We start from the raw sequence: 2,430 nt of genomic DNA on the forward strand, positions 1-2,430 counted from the left end.
AAAAAAGTATTGGATTCTTACATTAAGTAATGACACTGTGACTCAAAAGAAGAGTGAGCTCTGCCAAGGTTTAATCAAGGGTAGCGGCAGGTGATTTCTAGTTGGCTGACTCTGTTGAATTCATGTTCTGTTGAATTCATGTTCTTTTGATAACGCTGGGTTATCAATTTTGCATCATAAATGTAGTTGGTTGCGTTGTGCGCGATACTATCAAATAGAAAAAAGGGATAACATAATCCATTTCGACGTCTGACCAATAGATCGCTGCTTACGTCTCACGAAAGCTAAATTTTGTCAGTGTTCTTAACCGACGCCAACACAGAGAGTGCAATATGGCAAAGCCAATAGAGCCGGATCAGATACTGTTAAAAATGCCATCCCTTAGAGCGGTAAAGTCCTTTGTGGCTGCTGCGAAGTATCTAAATTTCACTCGTGCTGCTGAAGCGCTTTGTGTCACGCAAGCGGCTATTAGTCGTCAGATCAGAGAGTTGGAGGTGGCATTAGGCGTCCCGCTTTTTAAACGCACAGGGCGTGCGGTGGAACTGACAGAAGCTGGCCAGATTTTTTATGATGCAGCGTATTTGTCTTTTGTGAATATTGCTCAAGCCGCGCAACGTATCCAGTCGTCAGCAAATAAAAAAAGGAATTGAGTATTTGTTGCACGCCGGCTTTTTCTTCATTTTGGTTAACGAATCGTTTGCCTGACTTTGTAAAAAGGTATCCTGACATTGATATAAATGTCATTTCGACGAGCAGCATGTTACACACTGAACCGGGCGTGTATCCTGATATATTTATTAGTAAGTTGAGCGACCCTAGGGAGGGGTATCATTCCGAACCACTCTTTCATGATTTAATTTACCCTGTTTGCTCGCCTTCCTACCTAGAAGCACACCCTGAATTGGGCCGATTTATTAATATAGATGATGTCACGTTGTTAAACTTGACTCCCTATGGGCGGTCGCAGGTAGCGGAACATGTGGACTGGGATGTCTGGCTTAACAGCTTAGGTATCGGCTCTGAAGCAACAGGCCAAGTACATTACTTTAATACCAATGACTACAATATGTTAATACAACTGGCGGTGTCTGGGCAGGGCGTGTGTTTAGGTTGGCATCATCTGGTTGCACCACTTATTGATCAAGGGGCGTTGGTGAGGGCAGGAGAGATGGAAATTACTTACCGAGAAAAGAAGCATTACTTATCTTATGCGGAACGCAATGAGGGTAAAGAGGCATTACAGGTGTTTCGTATTTGGTTTATTGATGATATAGAGAGGAATTTATCAAATTTATTCTAAGAAAAGCGGCGAGAGTCGCTTTTTTTATATGTGAAATACCATCAATGGATGGTAAGCAGATTTTTGTGAATTCAAGTAATCATAACCTAACCTTATCAATTGATCGGAGAAATGGTTGATTGTGACAGTTTCGATGCGCTCGGTAATATCAATCTAGGCTTGGTGGCTTAGCTCACTATGATATTAGCGTACTTCGAAATAAGGTAATTAAAATGAAATTTGCAGGGATCTACACTCCGGTTATCACCCCTTTCTTTGAAGATGGTTCCATCAATTTTGATGCATTCTCAGAACATGTTCAGTATCTAAAAGACGCCGGTGTACACGGTTTGATGATTGGTGGAACTACGGGTGAATACTATGTTGAAACCCTTGAAGAGCGGCTTGAGCTTTTAATCACTGCTCGTAAAGCAGTGGGTGCGGATCTGATTATAATTTTTGGTACGGGTTCTATTAATCCTAAAGACTCTCTATGGTTGGCTGCGCGTGCGAAAGACGCGGGTGCCGACAGCCTTCTTCTTGCTACCCCTCCTTACTCTCTTCCAACCCAAAAAGAATTGGCTACATTAGCGCTTGAAATTGATCGTGTCGCTGACATGCCGATCATGCTTTACAACTACCCAGATCGTATGGGTATCAATATGGAACCAGAATTCTTCGAGCTTGTTAAAGGCTCTAAAAACATTTGCGGTATTAAAGAAAGCTCCGGCGACATCAATCGTTTGCATATGCTGATGAATGATTATCCACACATTCAAGTCACTTGTGGTATGGACGATCAAGCATTGGAGTTCTTCGCATGGGGTGCTACAGGCTGGGTATGTGCGGGTTCTAACTTTTTACCGAAAGAGCATATCGCGCTTTACAACGCATGTGTCATTGAAAATGATTTTAATAAAGGCCGTAAAATCATGACTGCAATGATGCCGCTTATGAGTGTTTTGGAACAAGGCGGTAAGTTTATTCAAAGTGTTAAGCATGGCGTGACTTTTGATGGTCGCAATGCTGGTGTGGTTCGTTCGCCATTGATGGGACTTGAGCAAGATGAGAAAGAGGCTCTTGAGCACGTTATTGTTCATTTGAAAAAAGAGATCTCTGAAATCATCGCCTAGCGCTTTCACCGCGTTTTT

3 protein-coding genes are annotated in these 2,430 nt (G+C 42.5%); all 3 read left to right on the forward strand.

What is annotated here, in order from left to right:
- The first annotated feature begins 332 nt into the window (after positions 1-332).
- The 3 genes from N5P32_RS06620 to N5P32_RS06630 all read left to right on the forward strand — a co-directional run bounded on the left by N5P32_RS06620 (position 333) and on the right by N5P32_RS06630 (position 2,412).
- Positions 333-650 (forward strand): LysR family transcriptional regulator, encoded by a 318-nt coding sequence (locus N5P32_RS06620; RefSeq protein ID WP_265728325.1) that lies wholly within the window; start codon positions 333-335, stop codon positions 648-650.
- A 47-nt stretch (positions 651-697) separates the two neighbouring features.
- The gene (locus tag N5P32_RS06625; protein WP_265728326.1) at positions 698-1,300 is read left to right on the forward strand and encodes a LysR substrate-binding domain-containing protein; all 603 of its coding nucleotides are present in this window, start codon (positions 698-700) and stop codon (positions 1,298-1,300) included.
- Positions 1,301-1,512: 212 nt separating this feature from the next.
- Entirely contained in the window at positions 1,513-2,412 is a 900-nt protein-coding gene (locus N5P32_RS06630; protein ID WP_265728327.1) for a dihydrodipicolinate synthase family protein, read from the forward strand.
- Positions 2,413-2,430: the final 18 nt, after the last annotated feature.

The sequence above is a fragment of the Marinomonas pontica genome, assembly GCF_026191375.1.
Lineage (GTDB): Bacteria > Pseudomonadota > Gammaproteobacteria > Pseudomonadales > Marinomonadaceae > Marinomonas > Marinomonas pontica.